Below are 18,204 nucleotides of genomic sequence, written 5' to 3'. Positions count from 1 at the left end.
CCTCGGAGCGGGAGTTGGCGCAGCAGCCGGTTTTTTCCGTTGCGCCGGCTACCGAAACCTGCGTTTATCAGTCGAAAATGGCCTTTCTGAGAAAATTTTTCAGCTCTAATCCGTTTCTAATCTACCTCTAATTCAGCCCTAATACGGGGGGCGTACTCTTGCATAACCAACCACCGAATCCGGTTATGCAACGCTCTGTTTTCGTGCTGATGGCGGCCCTGCTGCTCGGCAGCTTTACCCGCCCCGCCGCGGCTGCTCCCCTCGCCGGCGACACGGTGCGGCTCTCCCTCTCCGATGCCGAACAGCGGTTCGTGCAGAACAACCTGAATCTGCTGGCCCAGCGCTACAACGTATCGGCGGCCGAGGCCCAGATTCTGCAAGCCCGGCTCTGGGACAACCCCACGGTTTCCATCGAGCAGAACGCCTACAACCAGTTCACCCACAAGGTACTGGACGTGACCAAAACCGGCAACTCCATTGTGCAGGTGCAGCAGCTGTTTGCCATAGCCGGCCGCCGCAAAGCCGCCGCCAGCGTGGCCCAGCAGAATGCTTTGGTGGAGCAGTTCACCTTCCAGGATTTGCTGCGCACCCTGCGCTACCAGCTCCGCAGCACCTTCTACGACCTGTATTTCAAACAGCAGAGCGTGGGTGTGTACGACAAGGAAGTAGCCAGCTTCCAGCGCACTGTGAGCCTGTACCAGGGCCAGTACGACAAGGGCAACATTGCCCTGAAAGAGGTGATTCGGCTGAAAGCCTTCCTGTTTCAGCTCCGCAACGAGCGGCAGGCCCTGCTCAACGACATTGCCTCCCAGCAAGCCGATTTGCGCACCCTGATGCGCGACACCACCGGGGCCTACTACCTGCCCCAGGCCGACCAGAACCGCCTGAAAGCCCTGAGCCTGACCAACCGCACCGAGGCACAGCTCATCGACTCGGCCCAGGTGAACCGCGCCGACCTGAAGGCCCGCCAGGCCGCCGTGCAGCAGCAAACCCAGAACCTGCGCCTGCAGCGCGCTTTGGCCACCCCCGACTTGGCCGTGGGCTACGTGTACGACCGGGCCGGCAACTACATTCAGAACTACAACGCCCTCACGCTGGGCGTGGCCGTGCCCCTGTTCAACCGCAACCAGGGCAACATCCGCACCGCCCAGAACCAGATTGAGGTGAGCAAGGCCCAGCTGGGCCAGCAGCAGCTGCAGGTGCAGAACGACGTGCAGGAAGCCTGGCGCCTGGCCCGCCAAAACGACCAGCTCTACCAGGGCACCGACCGGGAAACCTCCGACTTCGACCGCCTGATGAAGGGCATCGACGAGAGCTACGCCAAGCGTAACCTCACCGTCGTGGAGTTCCTGGATTTCTACGAGAGCTACAAGAACAACCTGGTGCAACTCAACAACCTGCGCGCCAACCGGGTGCGCGCCTTTGAACAACTCAACTACGCCGTGGGCCGCCCGGTGTTCAACGCCGAATAATCATGCTGCCGACTTCCCAACCTTCTCTTTCTCCCCTCAAACGCCCTTTCCCAATGATCCGCTTTGCCACTCTGGCCACTTCCCTGGCCCTCCCGCTCGCCCTGGGATTGGCGGGCTGCTCGAAATCCGAAGAAACCGACGCCCCGCAGAAGGCCGAAGCCGGCTTCTCGATGTCGGATCAGATGCTGCGGGAGCTGAAGATTGACACGGTGCGCCGGGAGCCCGTGCGCGACGAGCTGAACCTCTCGGGCCAGATTGCCACCGATGGCGACAAAACCGTGAAGGTGTACCCGCTGGTGGGCGGCGTGGTGGAGCAGCTGAGCGTGGAGCTGGGCGACCATGTGACGAAAGGCCAGGTGCTGGCCGTCATCAAGAGCGGCGAAATTGCCGACCTGCAGAACCAGAACAGCACCGCCGGCACCGACCTGGATATTGCCCGCAAAAACCTCTCGGTGCTGGAAGACCAGTACAAATCGGGCCTGGCCTCGGAGCGCGACGTGACGCTGGCCCGCCAGGAGCTGCGCAAGGCCCAGAGCAACGTGGGCAAAACCAACAAGCAGCTGGGCGTGTACGGCGTATCGGCCGACGGCACCTACACGCTGCGGGCCCCCATTTCGGGCTTCATCACGGAGAAGAACGTGACCGACCACATGCAGTTCAACGCCGACAACGTGGGCAACCTGTTCACGGTGAGCAACCTCGACGACGTGTGGATCATGGCCAACGTGTTTGAGTCGGACATCAGCAAGGTGCAGGAGGGCTACCAGGCCGACGTGACCACCCTCTCCTACCCCGACAAGCACTTCCAGGGCCGCATCGACAAGGTGTTCAACGTGCTCGACCCCGAGAGCAAGGTGATGAAGGTGCGCGTGAAGCTCAATAACCCCGGCTACCAGCTCAAGCCCGAGATGTACGCCCAGATCAAGGTCCTCAACACCGAAAATCAGCAGATGCTGGCCGTGCCCGCCAAGTGCGTAGTCTTCGACAAGGACCGCAACTTCGTGATGGTGTTCCGGGACCGGCACCACGTGGAAACCCGCGAGGTGAAAATCGCCAAAACCGTGGGCGACGTGAGCTACGTGCAGTCGGGCCTAAAAGATGGGGAGCACATCATCGCCCAAAACCAATTGCTGGTGTACGACGAGCTGAACGACTAGAGCTAGAAAGCTAGCTCCCCTCCTTGGAAAGGAGGGGTTGGGGGTGGTTGACCGGAGCGTCAGCCCGTCATCTAGAGCTAGTGCTAAAAACTATCCAACCGATTATCAACCACCCCCAGCCCCTCCTCATCTGAGGAGGGGAGCTAGGCTAGCACTGCCATTTTTCTAGCTCTAGTTACCGCCTTCCAGCTTCTCCAAAAGCCATGAACAAATTCATCCAGGGCATTATTGCCTTTTCGCTCAAAAACCGGGGCTTCGTGTTCCTGATGACCTTTGTGGTCATTGTGGCCGGGGTGATGAGCTACCGGAATACGCCCATCGAGGCCTTCCCCGACGTTACCAACACCGAAATTACCATCATCACGCAGTGGCCCGGCCGCTCGGCCGAGGAGATTGAGAAGTTCGTGACGGCCCCCATCGAAATTGCGCTGAACCCGGTGCAGAAGAAAACCAGCATCCGCAGCACCACGCTGTTCGGGCTGTCGGTGGTGAAGGTGATTTTCGATGATGGTGTGGACGATGCCTTTGCCCGGGTGCAGGTGAACAACCTGCTCAGCCAGGCCGACCTGCCCGAGGGGGCCGACCCCGACGTGCAGCCGCCCTACGGCCCCACCGGCGAGATTTTCCGCTACACCCTCAGGAGCAAAGACAAAACCACCCGCGAGCTGAAAACCCTGCAGGACTGGGTGGTGGAGCGCAACCTCAAAGCCGTGCCCGGCGTGGCCGACGTAAACAGCTTCGGCGGCGAGGTGAAGGACTACGAAATCAGTGTGAACCCCGGCAAGCTCCAGGACCTGGGCCTCACCCCTTTGGACCTCTACAACGCCATCCAACGCAGCAACATCAACGTGGGCGGCGACGTGATAAACGAGGGCCAACAGAACTACGTGGTGCGCGGCATTGGCCTGCTCAACAACATCAACGATATCAACAACACCGTCATCAAGAACGTGAACGGGGCGCCCATCCTGGTGAAGGACGTGGCCATTGTGCACGAGTCGGCGCTGCCGCGGTTTGGCAAGGTGGGCCGGGGCCTGAACGACGACGTGCTGGAAGGCATTGTGGTGATGCGCAAGGGCGAAAATCCCTCCGAAGTCATTGCCCGCCTCAAAGACAAAGTAGCCGACCTGAACGAGAAAATTCTGCCCTCCGACGTGAAGATTCAAACCTTCTACGACCGGCAGCAGCTCATCGACTTCAGCACCGAAACGGTCATTCACAACCTGCTGGAGGGCATTATTCTGGTGACGGTTATCGTGTTCGTGTTCATGGCCGACTGGCGCACCACCATCATCGTGTCGGTGATTATTCCGCTGGCCTTGCTGTTTGCGTTCATCTGTCTGCGGCTGAAGGGCATGAGTGCCAACCTGCTCAGCATGGGCGCCATTGACTTCGGCATTATCATCGACGGGGCCGTGGTGATGGTGGAAGGCCTCTTTGTGGCCCTCGACCATAAGGCCCATAAGATGGGTATGGAGCGCTTCAACAAGCTGGCCAAGCTGGGCCTTATCAAGAAAACCGGCCGCGACATGGGCAAGGCCATTTTCTTCTCCAAAGCCATCATCATCACCGCGTTGCTGCCCATTTTCTCCTTCGAGAAGGTGGAAGGCAAGGTGTTCTCGCCCCTGGCCTGGACGCTGGGTTTTGCCCTGCTGGGCGCCCTGATTTTCACGCTCACGCTGGTGCCGGTGCTCACCTCGCTGCTGCTCAAAAAGAACGTGGTGGAGAAGGATAACTTCTTCGTGCGGGGCATCAACCGCGGGGCCGAGCGGTTCTTCCGCTTCACCTACGCCCGCAAAACCGCCAGCTTACTGGTAGCCACCGTGGCCGTGGTGCTGGGCATGGGCGCGTTCCACTTCCTGGGCTCCGAGTTCCTGCCCGAACTGAACGAAGGCTCCATCTACGTGCGGGCCCAGCTGCCCCTGAGCATCAGCCTAGATGAGTCGAACAAGCTCTGCAACGAGATGCGCCGGGTGTTTCTGAGTTTCCCGGAGGTGGGCGACGTGGTGAGCCAGACCGGCCGCCCCAACGACGGCACCGACCCCACCGGCTTCTACAACAACGAGTTTCTGGTGCAGCTGAAGCACACCCCCGCGGTGGAGGCCGAAATGAAGCACAAGGACAAGCGCGAAGCCCTGATTGAGCACATGAAGGAAAAGCTCAACCGCTTCCCCGGCGTGGATTTCAACTTCTCCCAGCCCATCACCGACAACGTGGAGGAAGCCGCCTCGGGCGTAAAAGGCTCCATTGCGGTGAAGATTTACGGCACCGACCTGAAGCTGATGGAGGAAAAAGCCCGCCAGGTGTACGGTATCCTCAAAAAGGTAAAGGGCATCGACGACCTGGGCGTGCTGCGCAACATTGGTCAGCCCGAGCTGCACGTGGATTTGGATGAACAGCGCATGGCCCAGTACGGCGTAAGCAAAGCCGACGCCAACGCGGTGCTGGAAATGGCCGTGGGCGGCAAACAGGCCTCGCAGATGTACGAGGGCGAGCGGAAATTCCCCATCCGGGTGCGCTACCAGGAGCAGTTCCGCCAAACGCCCGAGGAAATTGCCGCCCTCATGGTGCCCACCCAGAACGGCACCACCATTCCCCTCTCCGAAATTGCCACCATCGGCGACGTCAACGGCCCCTCCCTCATCTACCGCGACGATAACCAGCGCTTCGCCGCCGTGAAGTTCAGCATCCGGGGCCGCGACATGGGCAGCACCATCGAGGAAGCCCAGAAAAAGGTAAACGCCGTGGTGAGCCTGCCGAAAGGCTACAGCATGAAATGGACCGGCGACTTTGAAAACCAGCGCCGCGCCACCCAGCGCCTCACGCAGGTAGTGCCGGTGTCGTTGGCCCTCATCTTCTTCATTCTGTTCATTCTGTTCGGCAACCTGAAAGATGCCGGGCTGGTGCTCCTGAACGTGCCGTTTGCCATCATCGGCGGCATTGCGGCCCTGCTCATCACCCACACCAACTTCAGCATCTCGGCCGGTATCGGGTTCATTGCCCTGTTCGGTATCTGCATCCAGAACGGGGTGATTCTGATATCGGTGTTCAAGCAGAACATGGTGCGCAAACTCAGCCTGGACCGCAGCATCCACGAGGGCGTCACCAGCCGCGTCCGCCCCGTCGTCATGACGGCCCTGATGGCCACCATCGGCCTCATGCCCGCCGCCATGAGCACCGGCATCGGCTCCGAAACCAGCAAGCCCCTGGCCATTGTGGTTATCGGCGGCCTCATCACCGGCACCATCCTCACCCTGTTCATCTTCCCGCTGATTTTCGAGCGCGCCTACCGCGCCGAGCACACCCACTACGGCGACGACCCACAGCTGCACCCCGAGCGGCACCCCGAGCGGCAACAAGCCGTACTGGCGCATTAGGTTGAAACACAAAACGCCCGGTCATTGACCGGGCGTTTTACTTGTATAGAACGATGTAGAGACGCAATATTTTGCGTCTCTTCGTTGCTGATGTTGTTTAATCCGTCAGTTCCCAAGTCGTTCAACGACGAGACGCAAAATATTGCGTCTCTACACCGTTCAGCAACTGCTCTTGCGCCTACCAAATCAGCACGCGGCAAGACTCGAACTATTGCGTCTGTTTACTTCACCGCTACCCCGCCCTTTTCCAGCACCTGCTGGAAGAACTGCACGTGGTAGGGCAGTGCGTTCTGCCAGTACTCCCAGGTGTGGGCGCCGGGCCGCTCGGTGTAGTCGTGGGGGGTGTGGTTGTACACGAGGCGGCGGTGCACTTCGCGGTTGATTTCGATGAGGAAATCGTCCACCCCGCAGTCGATGATGAGGGGCAGGCCGTTGGTGTAGAGCTTATCCACCATGTTCACCACCGAGTTGGCGCTGTACGGGCTGGGTGCGGGTGTTTCGGGGCCAAGGATGGGGTTGAACAGGCTCTGGCGCTGCTGGGCTTCCTGGGGGTTCAGCTTGCGGTTGGTGATGCTCATGTCCAGGGCCCCGCTCATGCTGCCAGCCGCCGCAAACAGCTCGGGGTGCCGCCCCGAGAGGTACAGCGCCCCGTGCCCGCCCATCGAGAGGCCCGAAATAACCCGGCCTTCCTTGCGCGCCACGGTGCGGTACCGTTGGTCGATGGCCCCGATGACGTCCTTGGTAATGTAGGTTTCAAACTGACTGCCGGGGTTCACCGGCGAATCGAGGTAGAAGCTGAACGTTTCGCCCTCGGGCATCACAATGATGAGGTTGTACTGGTCGGCGAGGCGGTGGATAAGGGTTTTGTCGGGCGTTTTGCTGCTCCAGTCCGAGAAGTGGCCGTAGGCCCCGTGCAGCAGGTAGAGCACCGGGTAGCGGGCTTTCTTGTTTTTGGCGTAGGAGGTCGGCACGGCCACGGCGGCCTTGTAGGTGCGCTGCATGGCGGCGCTGGCAATAGCCACGGTATCGACGGTAGCGGCGTGGGCGGCGGGACCCAGCAGCAACAGGAGCAGCAGCAGGCGTAGGACGTTTTTCATAGGAGAGGAATGGATACGGGGGTACAGACGCGGATTTGTGGCGGCCCGTTGCGGAGGCTGGCCGGCTCGAAGCAAGCGGCCCCGAAATACCAAGGGCCTTTTCCCAACGCGCCGGGCCTAAGTTGCGTCTTTATCAGCACGTTTCACCTGCTACCCCGTCTGCTATGCCTACCGCCTCCGCCACCTCCTGGCCCGCCCTGCCCGTGGCCGCCTGGGCCGATACTCTTGCTACGCTGCATCTGTACACGCAGGTGGTAGGCAAAATCCGGCTGGCCACCACCCCGCTCGTCAACCACTTCTGGAACGTGCCGCTCTACGTTTCGGCCCGAGGCCTCACCACCTCGGCCATGCCCTACGAAGGCCGCAGCTTCCAGATGGACTTCGACTTCCTCGACCACCAGCTCATCATCAGGTGCAGCGACGGGGCCGAGCAGCGCTTGACCTTGCAGCCCCGCTCCGTGGCCGCCTTCTACCACGAAGTCCAACGGATGCTGGCCGAGTTGGGCATCAAGGTGCGCATCTGGCCGGTGCCGGTGGAAATCGAAAACCCGATTCCGTTTGCCGAGGACGAGCAGCACGCCAGCTACGACCCCGCAGCAGCCCAGCGGTTCTGGCGGGTTCTCACCCTCATTACGCCGGTGCTGGAACAGTTCCGGGCCGGGTTCATCGGCAAGTGCAGCCCGGTGCATTTCTTCTGGGGCTCGTTTGATTTGGCCGTGACGCGCTTTTCCGGCCGCCTGGCCCCGGCCCGCCCCGGGGCCGACGGCATTACCCGCGAGGCCTACTCCCACGAGGTCATCAGCCACGGTTTCTGGCCCGGCGGCAATGGGCAGGAGGCCGCCTTCTACGCCTACACCGCCCCCGCCCCGGCCGGCTTCGCCGAGGCCCCGGTGCAGCCGGCCGCCGCCTTCTACAGTGCGGAGCTGGGCGAATTCCTGCTACCCTACGAAGCCGTGCGCACCGCCCCCGACCCCGCGGCCGCCCTGCGCGGGTTCCTCGACAGCACCTACGCCGCCGGCGCCACCCTGGCCGGCTGGGACCGGGCGGCGCTGGAACGGCAGTCCTGAGGGAAGGCAGATTTCAAGAAGCTGATTCGTTCGCCACACGGCTATATAGCGCCGGCACGAACCGAATGGCAACCTGCCACGGCGGGCTTGCATTATCCGCCGAAAACGTCGGTTAGCTAGGCAGTTGGTACCTCGCCGACGAACTTTCCGCTGCCGCGGGGTGTCGGGAGGCATGCGTACGACCACTCTGCTGACCGCCGGCGGGCTTTTGCTCGCTGCCCCCGCCTGCACCCTGGCCCAAACCATCGACCCCAGCGTCGGCAATGCCGACACGCCCTTCATCCGCAATATTCGCCCCGACCGCCCCGGGCAAACCGTAACTACCAGCATGCTCCGCCCCGGGCAGGTGCAGCTTGAGCTGGGCACCCAAGGACAACTGCAATCCGCCGCGGGCGCGCCCCGCTCCTTTTCGCAGGGGCTGCTGCGCGTGGGGTTCTTCGGGCTGATGGAGCTGCGGGTGCAGCAGCAATATCTGCCGCAGGGCCCGGCCCCGGCGCCTGCCACCGAGGGTGGCAGTGCCATAGTGGGTCGGCCTGGCGGGTTTGCGCCGCTTACGGTAGGGGCCAAAATGCTGGCTTCCTCCAACCAGGATACCCGCTCGCAGGTGTCGGTGCTGGCCGAGCTGACGTTACCCGGCACCGGAGCCGCCACCTTCACCGACAAGGTCTACGAGCCCGCGGCCCGCTTGCTGGTGTCGCAGCAACTGGGCGAACGGTTCGGGCTGGAAGCCAACCTGGGCTTCAAGCAGCGCGGCTTCAAGGCCGCCGACACCAGCCGGGGCCAGTACCTGGGCACCGTGGCGCTCAACGGCCCGCTGGGTGAGCATTTCGGATTCTTTGCTGAAACCTACACCACCTGGCAAAAAACCGCCAGCTGGAAACCCGGACTCACCGGCGGCCTCTACTGGCGCCCTGCCCCCGGCCTGCGCCTCGACGTGACGGCGGGCGGTGGCCCGGGCACCAGCACCTACGCGCCGGCCGGCCCCTACGTAGGCGCAGGCCTGAGCGTACGGCTACCGCACTAAAACCCTCTTCTGCAGCCACTCAGCCTTATCAATATCACATCATCATGTGATTGTACAGTCTACAGTCAGTTGTTAGATTTGAGTATCTGCTACTGACTTCTGCTGATGCCAGCGGTAGCAGTATAGCTGCTTACACACCTTGCACATTAGTCGCCAGCCGCCGCCCCTTGTTCCTGAACGCAAACACCCCGCAGACTGCCTGCGGGGTGTTTTTTTATCCTGAGAATTCCTGCGTGAGTGTCAGCTATTACTTGCCGGCCCCAGACGCCGGGGCCGGTTTTGGCGCCTCCGGGGCAATGCGGGTAGGCGTCTGCTGCCCCGCAATGATGCCGGCCGCCCCACGAGCTATGCCCGTTATAACCGCCGTCATGTTAGGCAGATCGAGGCTCTGCACTTCGTCGTCCACGGAATGGTAGAGCTTGTCGGTCGGAATCTGGTCGGTGCTGATGCTATGCGCTGGCACGCCCAGGCGCGCCAGCGTGGCATTGTCGGAACGGTAGAACAGGTTCTGCTCGGGGTAAGGGTCGGGTTCGAAGCGGAATAGCGTGCCCTTGACATTCTCCTGCAGCATAGAGCCAAAGTTCGACTTGTCGAAGCCCGTGATGAAGGCTGTGTTGGGGCCAAACTTCGCCGGCTTGCCAATCATTTCGATGTTGAACATAGCCACCACCTTGTCGGGGCTCAGCTGCTTGGAAAAATACGTGGAGCCGAAGCCGCCAATTTCCTCGGCCGTGAAGGCCACGAAGACCAGCGTACGGGCATTGTTGTTCTTTTTCTTGAAGTGCTCGGCCAGCGCCACCACAGCTGCCGTGCCGCTGGCATCGTCGTCGGCTCCATTAGCAATGGAGTCGCCGGCCACCGCCGGCAACAGGCCAATATGGTCGTAGTGGGCCGAAAACACCACCTGCTCCCGGCTCCGCGCCGTATCCTTGCCCGGCAGCACCCCCACAATGTTGCGCAGCTCCACCGTGCGCGTGGTGGTATTGGCCGCCACTTTGAAAGTAACCGTGGCCCCGGCCGGCAGCGCCTGCATCACTACCAGGCTGGAATACGGGTTGCCGGCTTTGTCGAGGCGCGGCGCTCTGTTGCTGATGTAGCTGGCCAGACGGCGAAACTCCTCGTCGTGCACCGGGTGCAGCACCACTACTAGGTTTTCGCGAGGGCGCATGATGTCGCGCATGTATGGCTGCACCTTATCGTCGGGTCCTACCACCACCACTTTGGTTGCCGGCTCATCGGAATCGGTCCAGTTGAGGTGCGGCTGCGCCGAAACGAGCAGCGCCTTTTCTTTGGGAACCGGCGCGTTGTTGAGGGTCACAAACAAGGCGGCCACCTTCGACTCGTAGGCCGGAAACACCTGCTCGTAGGTGGTCAGCCCGGGCAGCATACCCAGCCCGATGCGCTGAAACTCGGCGGCCAGAAACTGAGCGGCTTTCTGCCCACCGGGCTTGCCGGTGGCCCGGCCCTGCATGTCGTCGGCAGCCAGGGCTTTCACAACCCGCTCCACCGTAGCGGCCGACACACCAGCTGATGCAGGGACAGTTACCGTTTTTTTCTGGGCATAAAGTGTAGCGGGGGCAGCAAGCAAAAAGGAGAGTAGAACGAAGAAGGGGAATTTTCGCATACCGCAAAATAACCCTTTTGTTATGGTTTATGTACAACTCATCTGAGCAGTGGCTCTTTTTTTGTACATCTGTTTTGCCCTATTTTCCCGAATACCATGCGGAATACCTTGCTCTTCGCAACCACCATATTGCTGGCTGCCAGCTGCCAAACCTCATCCCCCGCCACCGACGCCACCACCCCACCGGCCAGCAGCCCGGCCGTCGGCCAGACCACTCCCGCAACCCCGGATGCGGCCCTGCGCAACACGCGCTGGGTGTTGCGCCAGCTGAACGGCCAGCCCGTACCGCCGCCCACCAACGCCGAGCCTTACGTGCTGCTACGCCAGGATGCCCCCAATGCCGAAGGCAACGGCAGCTGCAACCGTTTCCGCGGCACCTACGAGCTGCCGGCCGATGGGCAGCTGCGGTTCGGCGCCCTGCTTTCCACCCGCATGGCCTGCGCCAGCCCGGAAGGCACCACCACCGAAACCGGCTTTATGCGCGCCCTCGAAAACGCCCGCACCTACCGTATCAGCGGCGATACGCTCCGCCTATTTGGAGAAGCCGGCACTACGCCAACTGCTGTGCTGCACGCAGTGTATCTGCGGTAAAAACAACCGGCTGGTGAACTCATGTCCACCAGCCGGCCAAGGATATCAAAAGCAGGAAAATACCAGTATTACCGAACATCTACACCTGCCAGCACTCGGCCCCAGTCAGCATCGGTGCGGGCAGACTGAGCGGCTGGTACTGCTTTAAGAGAAGCGGCTAACTCCGGTGCAACTGCCTGCAAGCCTTTCATAGTGAGCTTAACTGGCTGAATCTTCCCATCAGGGCTCACTAGGTAGTACGTGTTCTTGTCCGCAATTTCATCTGAGCGAGTAGTGGAACTGTACCCACCTTCCAGCTGCGCTTTACGCAGCACTTTGTCGTATTGCTTGAGTAGCGTGTAGCGTCCCTGGTGCAGCACTTCCACATATTTGCCGCGCAGTGCAGGTTGAGGTGCTTCCGCAAAGCGACGAAACTGCCGCTGCCGCACCGGCTGCCCGGCCAAGGCCGGCTCTTCGAGCACGAAACCGGCTACCAGGTTGTCATCAAGCTGCAGCGAGTCGGTCGGACGGTTCACAGACCGCATGAGCAGGCGGCTGTTGAGCACATCGTACTTCAGGGGTACTGGTGCCACCGGACGGTTGTTGGTCATGGACAGCCGCGCAGTAAGCCACCGAGTGTCGGCGTATGGCGAGCCTACAGTGCCTTCAGCAACAGCTTTGGGAACTACTGCCATTGAGCCACTGGCTAAGGCATCAAGATTGGCCTTGGCGCCCATGCCGTTCTTTTCGGTTTCGCTCTGAGCCAAAGCAGCGCCAGTCCACAGCAATGCCGGAATAAGAAAGAGAATTCGGGTTTTCATATTAGATAAATTATCGGCTTGTTATGGCCCTAAGCTACCGGTTTCCCTGATTACTTGTTCTATCCCAGCGTCAGCACGAGGTCGTCGGCGTTTACCAAGCTGCCCTCAGTGAGGTTTACGGCTTGCACCGTGGTGTCGTCGGGGGCGGTGATGGTGGTTTCCATTTTCATGGCTTCGATGATAAACAGCGGCGCGTTGCGCTTCACTTGCTGGCCGCTTTCCACCAGCACCCGCGACAGTAAGCCTTGGAGCGGAGCCCCCACCTGGCGGGGGTTGCCTTTGTCGGCTTTGGGGTTCTGGATTTTCTTCACTTCCACCGAAGTATCCCGGATTTCCAGGTTGCGGGTCTGGCCGTTGAGGTTGAAGAAGATGGTGCGGTTGCCTTCCTCGTTTACGGGTCCGATGCTCTGCAGGCCCACGATGATGCTCTTGCCGCGAGCAATTTCGATGATGGTTTCGTCGCCGGGCTGCAGGCCGTAGTAGAACACGGGCGTCGGCACCACCGACACGTCGCCGAACTCCTGCTGATGCGCCCAGTACTGCTCGAACACCTTCGGGTAGAGCAGCCACGACAGCACGTCGGTGAACTTGCTGCGCTGCCCGAATTTCTCCTCGAATTTCTGCCACTCGGCGTCGAAATCAATGGGGGCCAGGTGCTCGTTGGGGCGGTCTGTGAAGGGCGTTTCGTCTTTGAGAATCACCTGCTGCACATCCTTGGGCCAGCCGCCTTCAGGCTGCCCGATGTCGCCGCGGAACAGTTCCCGCACCGATTCGGGGAAGTTGAGCGTGGCGCCCTTCTCCAGCACGTCGCGGGTAGTGAGGTTGTTGCTGACCAGAAACAGGGCCATGTCGCCGACCACCTTCGAACTGGGCGTCACCTTCACGATGTCGCCGAACAGCTGGTTGACGTCGGCAAACGTGGTTTTCACGGTTTCAAACTTATCCAGCAAGCCCAGGGAAGCCGCCTGCGGGCGCAGGTTGGAATACTGCCCGCCCGGAATTTCGTGCTGGAACACCTCCGAGGTGCCGGCCTTCAGGCCCGACTCAAACGGGTAATAATGCTCCCGCACGGTTTCCCAGTAGTTGCTGAACTCATTCAGGGAGTCCTGATTGTACTCGCGGTGCCGCTCTTGCCCGCGCAGCATTTCTACCACCGAGTTGAAGTTGGGCTGCGAGGTAAGGCCCGAGAGGCTGCCCAACGCCACGTCAATCACATCCACGCCGGCTTCCACGGCTTTCAGGTAGGTGGCGGGCTGCAGGCTGCTGGTGTCATGGGTGTGCAGGTGGATGGGCAGGCTGATGGTGTCACGCAGGGCTGTAATCAGCTCGGTGGCGGCGTAAGGCTTCAGCAGCCCGGCCATATCCTTGATACAGAGGATGTGCGCCCCGGCGTCCTCAATCTGGCGGGCCAGGCGCAGATAGTAGTCGAGGTTGTACTTCTGGTTGCGCTTGGGGTCCAGGATGTCGCCGGTGTAGCAGATGCTGGCTTCGGCGAGGCGGTCAGTTTTGTTGCGCACAAACCCGATGCAGGCCTCCATGCCCGGCATCCAGTTCAGCGAGTCGAAGATGCGGAACACGTCGATGCCGGTTTCGGCGGCCTGTTGCACGAACCGCTCCGTGAGGTTGTCGGGATACGCTTTATAGCCCACGCCGTTGGCCCCACGGATCAGCATCTGGAGCAGGATATTAGGCACGGCGGCGCGCAGCTTGGCCAGCCGCTCCCAAGGGTCTTCGTGCAGGAAGCGCAGGGCTACATCAAACGTGGCGCCGCCCCAGCACTCTAGCGAAAATGTCTGCGGATGCTGCTGAGCGTAGCGGCCGGCCACTTTCAGCATGTCGTACGTGCGCATACGGGTGGCCAGCAGGCTCTGGTGGGCGTCGCGCAGGGTGGTGTCGGTGTAGTGGATCTGCTTGTCGGCCCGTAGCCACTGGGCGAAGCCTTCGGGACCCAGCTCCGTGAGCTTTTGCTTGGTGCCGGGCGGCGGGGTGGCGGTCAGGTCGGCTTCGGGCAGGCGGGGCTTGCGCAGCTCGCGGCGCGGGTCCAGCAGGTTGCGCACGTCGGGGTTGCCGTTCACTATCACGTCGCCGAGGAAGCTGAGCACCTTGGTGGCGCGGTCCTGCCGGGTCTTGAACTTGAACAGCTCGGGGTGGTCCTTGATGAAGTCGACGTTGGCCTCGCCGGCCATGAAGACCGGGTGCGCGATGATGTTCTGCAGAAACTGAATGTTGGTGCTCACGCCCCGCACCCGGAACTCGTCGAGGGTGCGGGCCATCTTCTGGGCCGCATCGGCTAGGCTGGGCGCGTGCGTCGACACCTTCACCAGCAGGGAATCAAAAAACGGCGACACTTTCACGCCGGTGTACACCGAGCCTTGGTCGAGCCGGATGCCGAAGCCGCCCGCCGAGCGGTAGGCCGTAATGGTGCCGTAATCGGGCTTGAAGTCGTTGGTGGGGTCTTCGGTGGTGATGCGGCACTGGATGGCCACCCCGATTTTCAGCGGCTTCGCGTCGGGGCCCAGGTTGATTTCGGGGTCGGTGAGGCGGCGGCCGTCGGCAATGTGGAGCTGGGTTTTAATCAGGTCGATGCCCGTAATCATCTCCGTGACGGTGTGCTCCACCTGAATGCGCGGGTTCACCTCGATGAAGTAAATCCGGTCGTGCTCGGGGTTCACCAGGAATTCCACGGTGCCCACGTTGTTGTAGTTCACGGCCCGGCCCAGGCGCAGCGCGTACTCGTAGAGCAGGTGGCGCATGTGGTCGGGCAGGTTCAGCGAGGGCGCCACCTCCACCACCTTCTGGTAGCGGCGCTGCACCGAGCAGTCGCGCTCATACAGGTGCGTGAGGCCGCCGTAGTTGTCGGCCACCAGCTGCACTTCAATGTGCTTGGGCTGCTCCACAAACTTCTCCAAAAACACGGTGTCGTCGCCGAAAGCTTTGAGGGCTTCGTTGCGGGCCTCGAAGAAGCCGCGCTCCATCTGCTCGTCGTCGCGGATGATGCGCATGCCGCGGCCGCCGCCGCCGCTGGCCGCTTTCAGCATCACAGGGTAGCCGATGCGGTGAGCCTCAGCAATGGCCGTTTCGGCATCTACTAGATCGGCCTCGCTACTTTCAATAATGGGCACTTGGCAGGCTACGGCCACTTTTTTGGCCGCTACCTTGTCGCCGAGGGCTTCCATTACCTCGGGGCGCGGGCCCACGAAGATGAGGCCTTCCTCGCCGCAGCGCCGGGCCAGCGTGGCATTCTCGCTCAGAAAGCCGTAGCCGGGATGGATGGCATTGGCCCCGTTTTCCTTGGCCGTCCGGATGATGCCTTCGATGTCCAAATACGGCTTGAGCGGCTCGTCGTCGCGGCCCACCTGGTAGGCTTCGTCGGCCTTGTAGCGGTGCAGCGAGTAGCGGTCTTCGTAGGTGTAGATGGCCACGGTCTGAATGCCCAGCTCGGTGGCGGCGCGCAGCACGCGAATCGCAATTTCGCCCCGGTTGGCGACCAGCAGTTTGCGGATGTTCATCTTGGAAAACGGAGTTTAGAGAGAGAACTGAATGCGGATGCCAAGCTACAGAAAGAGCGGGAAAGCGCCAGCGAAAATTCGCTAACACTTTCCCGCTCGCCTTTTACACCTTGACTATCAATTCATTTATCCTTCAACAAACCCGCAGGTTGGCTACTTGCTGATTACCCGCACGCTCAGGCGCCGGTTCATGGCGCGGCCGGCCGGCGTAGCATTGGACGCAACAGGATAGTTGGAGCCGTAGCCGCGGGCCTCCAGGCGCGAGGGGCTCACGCCCAGCTCCACCAGCGCGGCCCAGGCGGTGCGGGCCCGCGCCTCGCTCAGTTGCCGGTTCATCTGGTACGCGCCTACGCTGTCGGTGTAGCCGCCCAGCTTGATGCGGGTCTGGGGGTAGCTCTGCAGCAGGAGCGCAATGTTTTTGAGCTGCTGCATCGACTCTTTGGTGAGGGTGGCTTTGCCGGTTTCAAAGTACACCCGGTCGAAGCTCATCCAGCCGTGGGTGCGGTCTACGGTGTCTATCTGCTGCTTCGGATCGGCCAGGAAGTGGTGCAACCTGGTTTCAATCGAGTTGATGCCTACGCCACTTAGCTTTTTGCCGTCGGCCAGCTGCAGCGTGGTTGGAGCACCGGTATCGTAGATATAGTTGCCCGAGCCGGCATCGTAGTGGCCACCAATGGCCGGGGCTTCAATGGCTTTTGGCGAGCGGCTGCCCGGCCGAAATGCTGGCCGCGTCGTCCGAATTGGAGCATCAGGTGCGGCCACCGCACCGGTGGCTGCTGTGGTAGCAGCCGCTGGAGGCGCAAGGGCTGTTGCTTTAGCCGGAACCAGTGCCGGCGAAGGAGCAGCCATCCGAGCTGGAACTGCGGCGGCGGAGGCTGCTACCGGGGCTGGAACTGCAGCAGGCCGGTTGGCGGCCGACGGGCCTGCTGCCATGGGCTGAGCAGACGCCATAGCCGGCCCCGACGGAATGATGCGGCACTGCTGAATGTAGGTGAGGTGGTAGCGCGTGGGCGCTGCGGCCGCGGCCGGCTGGCCGGCGGAGGCCAGCAGGGCCGGATTGGCGTCGGCGCCGGTAGCCAGCTTTTCCTTGCCCGCCTTGCGCCGGGCCGGTGCCGCAGCTTTGTCGGCGGGGTGGAGCACGAAGGTTCCGTTGGCGGTTTTGCCGGTCAGCAGAAACACGTCATTCACCACTTCGGGCTGGTAGTTAGGCTGGCTGACCTGCACGGTGTAGGGGCCACCCACGGCCAGTTCGGTCACGGCAAAATTGCCGGCCGCGTCTGTGCTGGTGGTGTGGCGCTTGCCGGTTGGCACGTAGATCACCAGCACGGATGCTTTGGCCAGCACCTGGTTGTCAGCGGAGCGCACTGTTCCCACAATGCCCACCGGCGCCTGCGGGTCTCCAGGCGCGGCGCAAGCCAGCAAACACCAGAACAGCAGCAGAATGGACGTAAACAAAGGCTTCATTGGAGTAGAGTAAAATATCAGCGGAATTGACGTATAAATGTAATACTTATTATAAAAACAGTTATATAAAAACAGTCAATTATTTATGCCTTTCATTCTATTGCTGCCGTCGGACTATCAAACGGCGGCAAAGGCACCGCCCGTCTTCTGCGGTGTTGCGTAAGCAGGCAGCAAACTTTCCCGCAACCGTTCAGTTCTGAACCCACTTCCCTACCTCTGACTCTACTCTCATGCAATTCTCCGACAAGAACATCCTTATTGTAGGCGCTTCTTCGGGCATCGGGCTGGCTACGGCCCGGCTGCTGCACGGCCTGGGTGCCAGTCTCTACACCGCCTCCCGCCACCAGTCGGCCGAGCTGGCCGAACTCAGCACCACCTTCCTGCCCCTCGACGTGACGCAGCCCTTCGGCACGGCGCTGGATGGCCTGCCCGAGGTGCTGCACGGCGTGGTGTACTGCCCCGGCAACATCAAGCTGCGGCCCTTCGAGCGGATTCCGGTGGAGGATTTTCGCGGTGATTTTGAGCTGAACGTGCTCGGTGCGGTGCAGGTGCTGCAGGCCAGTATGAAGCGGCTGAAGAAAGCCGGCGGAGCCTCAGTGGTGCTGTTCAGCACCGTAGCCGCCGATACGGGCATGGCGTTCCACGCCAGCATCGCCACCTCCAAGGCCGCCGTGGAGGGCCTCACCCGCGCGCTGGCCGCCGAGTACGCCGCCAGCGGCGTGCGGGTAAACGCCGTGGCCCCGTCGCTCACCAACACGCCCTTGGCCGCCGCCCTGCTCAACACGCCCGAAAAAGCCGAAGCCAGCGCCAAGCGCCACCCACTGCAGCGCATCGGCGAACCCGAGGATCTGGCCTACATGGCCTCCTTCCTCCTCTCCGACCACGGCTCCTTCATCACCGGCCAGGTACTGCCCGTAGACGGCGGCATGGGCCGGCTGAAGTAGCGTGAAGCCTTTGCTTCGCGCATAACTGAACGACACCCATATACATCCGGGCTGTTCGGTAGTGCGCGAAGCAAAGGC

The 18,204-nt window shown here is 61.6% G+C and carries 12 protein-coding genes; 7 read left to right on the top strand and 5 right to left on the bottom strand.

Annotated elements, in window-relative coordinates; all coding sequences use genetic code 11:
• Positions 1-185 precede the first annotated feature (185 nt).
• The 3 genes from O9Z63_RS05040 to O9Z63_RS05030 all read left to right on the top strand — a co-directional run bounded on the left by O9Z63_RS05040 (position 186) and on the right by O9Z63_RS05030 (position 6,006).
• Positions 186-1,472: a TolC family protein gene (locus O9Z63_RS05040; RefSeq protein ID WP_270128240.1), complete on the top strand. Its 1,287-nt coding sequence runs from the start codon at positions 186-188 to the stop codon at positions 1,470-1,472.
• Positions 1,473-1,525: 53 nt separating this feature from the next.
• Positions 1,526-2,629: an efflux RND transporter periplasmic adaptor subunit gene (locus O9Z63_RS05035; RefSeq protein WP_270128239.1), complete on the top strand. Its 1,104-nt coding sequence runs from the start codon at positions 1,526-1,528 to the stop codon at positions 2,627-2,629.
• A gap of 203 nt (positions 2,630-2,832) precedes the next feature.
• Positions 2,833-6,006: an efflux RND transporter permease subunit gene (locus O9Z63_RS05030; protein WP_270128238.1), complete on the top strand. Its 3,174-nt coding sequence runs from the start codon at positions 2,833-2,835 to the stop codon at positions 6,004-6,006.
• A 221-nt stretch (positions 6,007-6,227) separates the two neighbouring features.
• Here O9Z63_RS05030 and O9Z63_RS05025 read toward each other — a convergent pair whose 3' ends face one another.
• Complete coding sequence (locus O9Z63_RS05025) at positions 6,228-7,103, bottom strand: alpha/beta hydrolase (RefSeq protein ID WP_270128237.1); 876 nt, start codon at positions 7,101-7,103, stop codon at positions 6,228-6,230.
• 164 nt (positions 7,104-7,267) lie between these two features.
• Between O9Z63_RS05025 and O9Z63_RS05020 the strand changes: the two genes are divergently transcribed.
• Entirely contained in the window at positions 7,268-8,170 is a 903-nt protein-coding gene (locus O9Z63_RS05020; protein WP_270128236.1) for a DUF5996 family protein, read from the top strand.
• 172 nt (positions 8,171-8,342) lie between these two features.
• Entirely contained in the window at positions 8,343-9,194 is an 852-nt protein-coding gene (locus tag O9Z63_RS05015; RefSeq protein WP_270128235.1) for a transporter, read from the top strand.
• Between the two features lie 247 nt (positions 9,195-9,441).
• On the opposite strand, the gene O9Z63_RS05010 is transcribed toward O9Z63_RS05015, so the two are convergent.
• Complete coding sequence (locus tag O9Z63_RS05010) at positions 9,442-10,716, bottom strand: M20/M25/M40 family metallo-hydrolase (protein ID WP_270128234.1); 1,275 nt, start codon at positions 10,714-10,716, stop codon at positions 9,442-9,444.
• A gap of 198 nt (positions 10,717-10,914) precedes the next feature.
• On the opposite strand from O9Z63_RS05010, the gene O9Z63_RS05005 reads away from it, so the two are divergent.
• The gene (locus O9Z63_RS05005) at positions 10,915-11,409 is read left to right on the top strand and encodes an META domain-containing protein (RefSeq protein ID WP_270128233.1); all 495 of its coding nucleotides are present in this window, start codon (positions 10,915-10,917) and stop codon (positions 11,407-11,409) included.
• Positions 11,410-11,477: 68 nt separating this feature from the next.
• On the opposite strand, the gene O9Z63_RS05000 is transcribed toward O9Z63_RS05005, so the two are convergent.
• The 3 genes from O9Z63_RS05000 to O9Z63_RS04990 all read right to left on the bottom strand — a co-directional run bounded on the left by O9Z63_RS05000 (position 11,478) and on the right by O9Z63_RS04990 (position 17,182).
• On the bottom strand, positions 11,478-12,209 hold the full coding sequence (locus tag O9Z63_RS05000) for a hypothetical protein (RefSeq protein WP_270128232.1): 732 nt from the start codon (positions 12,207-12,209) through the stop codon (positions 11,478-11,480).
• Positions 12,210-12,268: 59 nt separating this feature from the next.
• Positions 12,269-15,718: a pyruvate carboxylase gene (locus O9Z63_RS04995; RefSeq protein WP_270128231.1), complete on the bottom strand. Its 3,450-nt coding sequence runs from the start codon at positions 15,716-15,718 to the stop codon at positions 12,269-12,271.
• 153 nt (positions 15,719-15,871) lie between these two features.
• A complete protein-coding gene (locus tag O9Z63_RS04990; protein ID WP_270128230.1) occupies positions 15,872-17,182 on the bottom strand; it encodes an OmpA family protein in 1,311 nt (436 codons plus the stop codon).
• A gap of 230 nt (positions 17,183-17,412) precedes the next feature.
• Here O9Z63_RS04990 and O9Z63_RS04985 point away from each other — a divergent pair, with 230 nt between their 5' ends.
• On the top strand, positions 17,413-18,126 hold the full coding sequence (locus tag O9Z63_RS04985; protein ID WP_270128228.1) for an SDR family NAD(P)-dependent oxidoreductase: 714 nt from the start codon (positions 17,413-17,415) through the stop codon (positions 18,124-18,126).
• Positions 18,127-18,204 lie beyond the last annotated feature (78 nt).

Source organism: Hymenobacter yonginensis (assembly GCF_027625995.1).
Classification (GTDB): Bacteria; Bacteroidota; Bacteroidia; order Cytophagales; family Hymenobacteraceae; genus Hymenobacter; species Hymenobacter yonginensis.
The sequence above is the reverse complement of the archived record's forward strand: the minus strand, read 5'-3'. Positions and strand labels throughout refer to the sequence as shown.